The following is a 3767-nucleotide window of genomic DNA, read 5'->3' as shown; positions in this document are numbered from 1 at the left end:
CATCGCGCCGGCCGGGCGCGACCGAGCGCCACGGCGGCGCGCTGACGCCGTTCCTGCACAGCAGCGACGCGCGCGTCGCGCAGCAGGCCGAGCTCGCGCTGCGCGTCGCGAGCAAGCGGCTGCCGATTCTCGTGCTCGGCGAAACCGGCGCGGGCAAGGAAGTGTTCGCTCGGGCGATCCACGATGCCGGCGCGCGACGCACGCGGCCGTTCGTCGCCGTCAATTGCGGCGCGCTGCCCGAAGCGCTGATCGAGAGCGAACTGTTCGGCTACGCGGCCGGCGCGTTCACGGGCGCACGCAAGCACGGCGCGCGCGGCAAGATCGCGCAGGCCGACGGCGGCACGCTGTTTCTCGACGAAATCGGCGACATGCCGCTCGCGCTGCAAACGCGCCTGCTGCGCGTGCTCGCCGACGGCGAAGTCGTGCCGCTCGGCAGCGACACGCCGGTACGCGTCGATCTCGACGTGATCTGCGCGACGCACCGCGACCTCGCGCAGATGGTCGCGGCCGGCACGTTCCGCGAGGATCTGTATTACCGGCTCAGCGGCGCGACGTTCGAGCTGCCGCCGTTGCGCGAACGCGCGGACGTGCGCGACCTGATCGCAGCCGTGTTCGCCGAGGAAGCGCAGGCGACCGGCCACGTGCTGACGCTCGACACGACGCTCGCCGAGCAGCTCGCCGCCTATCCGTGGCCCGGCAACGTGCGTCAGTTGCGCAACGTGATGCGCTACGCCTGCGCGGTATGCGACGGCACACGCGTGACGCGGCGCGATCTGCCGGCCGACGTCGCCGCGCAGCTCGGTGCGGATCCCGGAAGCGTGCTGCCCGACGACGAGCGCAGCCGCATCGTCGCGGCGCTGAGCGCGCACCGCTGGCGGCCCGATGCGGCCGCGCAGGCACTCGGCATGTCGCGCGCGACGCTGTACCGGCGCATCGCGAAATACCGGATCGTCGCGCCGCACCGCGTGTGACACGCGTTGCGGTCCGCGCGCGCATGCCGTGTCAGGCGGTTTCGGCGGCCGCCGCGGGCGCGCCGTCGCGGGCCGCGCCCGCTGCTTCGTCGCGCTGCCGGAACACCTCGTGCGCGGCGAACAGCGCATTGAGCGCGGCCGGGAAACCGGCATAGACCGCCATCTGCATGAAGACCTCGACGATCTCGTCGCGCGTGCAGCCAACGTTCAGCGCGGCTTCGATATGCACTTTCAGTTGCGGCTGCGCATTGCCGAGCGCGGCGAGCGCCGCGATCGTCGCGATCTCGCGCGATTTGAGGTCGAGCTGCGGGCGGCTGTAAATCTCGCCCAACGGAAATTCGATGACCATCCGCGCAAAGTCCGGCGCGATCGGCGCGAGCGCGGCGATCACGCGCTCGCCCGCGTCGCCGTCGATTTCCGTGAGCTTGTCCCAGCCGCGCGCGTAGCGATCTTCAACGACTCGTTCCATGGTGTTCGTCCTGTTCCTTGAGTGAATGAGAAGGGCTCGCCTGTCGTTCCGACTCGCGCTCCAGCGCCTCGTAGTGCGCGATCTTTTCGCCGATCGCGTCGAGGCTCGCCTGCAGCTCCGCGAGATGCGCACGCACGGCATCGCGATGCGCGACCAGCAGCCGGCGCCGTGCGCCGAGCGTCGGCTCGCCCTGCGCGCGCAGCGCCGCGAACTGCTGCATCTGCGCGATCGGCATCCCGGTCGACTTCAGACGCATCACGAACGCGAGCCAGTCCAGATCGGCCGGCGCATAGAGCCGGTGCCCGGCCGCGTTGCGCGAAATCGCGTGCAGCAGCCCGGCCTGCTCGTAATAGCGCAGCGTGTGCGTCGACACGCACATCAGCGCGGCGACTTCACCGATCGTCAGCGGACCGGCGGCGGAAGGTTTCGATTCGGTCATCGACATGGCACGCTCAAGCTTAGGAGTTAGAGTTCACTCTAAGTCAAGCGCCGTCGAACGGCCAGCATCGCTGCCCCCAACGCGGCAATACCGTAAAGAATCGTCAAAACGGCGCCGCCGCGGCGCATTCGCCCTTTACACGGGGCGCGCGCTTGAGCAAGATTCGTGCAGCCTGTCTTAAAAAGGGCACGCATTTGTCCTATGCTTAACGGCGACGCCCGGCCGTGTCGCATCCGCCGTCCGTTGCAACAGCCATTCATCCGTCCGAACCAGGGAGCCCTTGCCATGCTGAAAAAGCTGCTGATGCTGTTCGTCGCGTTATCGCTGTCGCTTGCTGCGGGCCTTGCCGCCGCCGTCGACGTCAACACGGCCGATCAGGCCGCGCTCGAATCGGTGAAGGGCCTCGGGCCCGTGAAGTCGAAGGCGATCATCGACGAGCGCACGAAGAACGGCCCGTTCAAGGATGCCGACGATCTCGCGACCCGCGTCAAGGGGCTCGGCACGAAGTCGGTCGGGCATCTCGAGGAAAACGGGCTGACGATCGGCGGCTCGTCGGCCCCGCCGAAGGGCGTGAAGCTGTCGAAGCCGGCCGCGACGAGCTCGGCCACGACGTCGACGACGACGTCCGCCGGTACGGCATCGACGTCGACCACCGCGACGGCCGGCACCACGGCCGCCGCCCCGGCACCGGCGCCGGCGGCGAGCACGCCGGCCGCCGCAACCAAGCCGGCCAAGAGCAAGCGCGCCTCCAAGAAGGACAAGGCGGCGGCAGCGGCAGCGGCGTCCGCGGACGCGGGCGCAAGCGCGAGCGCGCCGGCTGCCGCATCGTCGACGAAGGCGGCGAAGGGTTCGAAGAAGAAGAGCAAGAAGGACAAGGCAGCCTCCGCCGCCGCGGCGTCGGGCGCCTGATGTGCGCCGCGCGCGCGACGGGCGCGTGCGCGGCATCCGTGCAACGGGCGTCGCCTTGCGGCGCCCCTTTCAGTGAAGGTGAAGAACCATGGGTCTCCTCGACATCGTCGGCGGTCTGATCGGCGGCCAGGCCGGCGGCAACTCGCAAAGCGCGCTGATTACGACCGCGCTCGAATTCATCAACAACCAGCCGGGCGGCCTGAACGGCCTCATCGAGAAGTTCAAGGCTGGCGGCGCCGGCGAGATCATCGGCTCGTGGGTCGGCACCGGCGCGAATCAGCCGATCTCGCCCGACACGCTGCAGAACGTGCTGGGCTCCGACGTGGTCGGCTCGCTCGCGAGCAAGGTCGGCATCGACCCGGCGCAGGCGTCGTCGATCCTCGCGCAGGTGCTGCCGCACGTCGTGAACCACGCGACGCCGAACGGCGAAGTGCCGAGCGACGGCCAGGTCGACACGTCGAACGTGCTCGGCGCGCTGTCGCAGCTGGCCGGCATGTTCGGCGGCAACAAGCAGGCCTGAGCGGTACGCGCGACGGCCCTGCGCCGTCGTGCGCGCCCCATAAGCAAACACCCCGCCGAGGCGGGGTGTTCGTTTTTTTGCGCGCCCGGCGCGGGGCCGGGCAACGCAGCCGATGACGGCGATCAGTGCACGACGCGGTCGAACACGAACTTGCCGTCGTTGACGTCGACCGGAATCACGTCCTTCGGGCCGAAGCGGCCGGCGAGGATCAGCTTCGCGACCGGGTTCTCGATCTCCTGCTGGATCGCGCGCTTCAGCGGCCGTGCACCGAACAGCGGATCGTAGCCGACCTTCGCGATCTGCTCGAGCGCCGCCGGCGACACGTCGAGCGCCATGTCGAGCTTCGCGAGCCGGTCGTGCAGGCGCGCGAGCTGGATCTTCGCGATCGACTCGATGTTGTGGCGGTCGAGGCCGTGGAACACGACGACGTCGTCGATCCGGTTCAGGAACTCGGGGCGG

The 3767-nt window shown here is 69.4% G+C and carries 5 protein-coding genes and 1 pseudogene; 3 read left to right on the top strand and 3 right to left on the bottom strand.

Annotation, left to right across the window (positions count from 1 at the left end):
• The coding region (locus HMPREF3115_RS02290) for a sigma-54-dependent Fis family transcriptional regulator (RefSeq protein ID WP_141751617.1) at window positions 1-971 on the top strand (971 nt) is incomplete at its 5' end.
• 31 nt (window positions 972-1002) lie between these two features.
• Here HMPREF3115_RS02290 and HMPREF3115_RS02285 read toward each other — a convergent pair.
• Together HMPREF3115_RS02285 and HMPREF3115_RS02280 are read right to left on the bottom strand one after the other, a co-directional pair.
• Window positions 1003-1440: a carboxymuconolactone decarboxylase family protein gene (locus tag HMPREF3115_RS02285; protein WP_070553333.1), complete on the bottom strand. Its 438-nt coding sequence runs from the start codon at window positions 1438-1440 to the stop codon at window positions 1003-1005.
• Window positions 1424-1885, bottom strand: a complete 462-nt coding sequence (locus HMPREF3115_RS02280) for a MerR family transcriptional regulator (RefSeq protein WP_053297191.1) — start codon at window positions 1883-1885, stop codon at window positions 1424-1426. Before HMPREF3115_RS02280 ends, HMPREF3115_RS02285 begins: the two co-directional genes overlap by 17 nt.
• Window positions 1886-2164: 279 nt before the next feature.
• Between HMPREF3115_RS02280 and HMPREF3115_RS02275 the strand changes: the two genes are divergently transcribed.
• Window positions 2165-2788, top strand: a complete 624-nt coding sequence (locus HMPREF3115_RS02275) for a ComEA family DNA-binding protein (RefSeq protein WP_006407809.1) — start codon at window positions 2165-2167, stop codon at window positions 2786-2788.
• A gap of 88 nt (window positions 2789-2876) precedes the next feature.
• Window positions 2877-3308, top strand: coding sequence for a YidB family protein (locus HMPREF3115_RS02270; RefSeq protein WP_006407808.1), 432 nt, complete (start codon window positions 2877-2879; stop codon window positions 3306-3308).
• Window positions 3309-3430: 122 nt separating this feature from the next.
• On the opposite strand, the pseudogene HMPREF3115_RS32145 reads toward HMPREF3115_RS02270, so the two are convergent.
• Window positions 3431-3767 (bottom strand): annotated as a pseudogene (locus HMPREF3115_RS32145) (type VI secretion system ATPase TssH); the annotation flags it as partial.

Origin of the sequence: Burkholderia sp. HMSC10F09 (genome assembly GCF_001806955.1) — a bacterium.
Taxonomy (GTDB): Bacteria; Pseudomonadota; Gammaproteobacteria; order Burkholderiales; family Burkholderiaceae; genus Burkholderia; species Burkholderia multivorans.
This window is presented reverse-complemented; position numbering and strand designations above follow the sequence as displayed.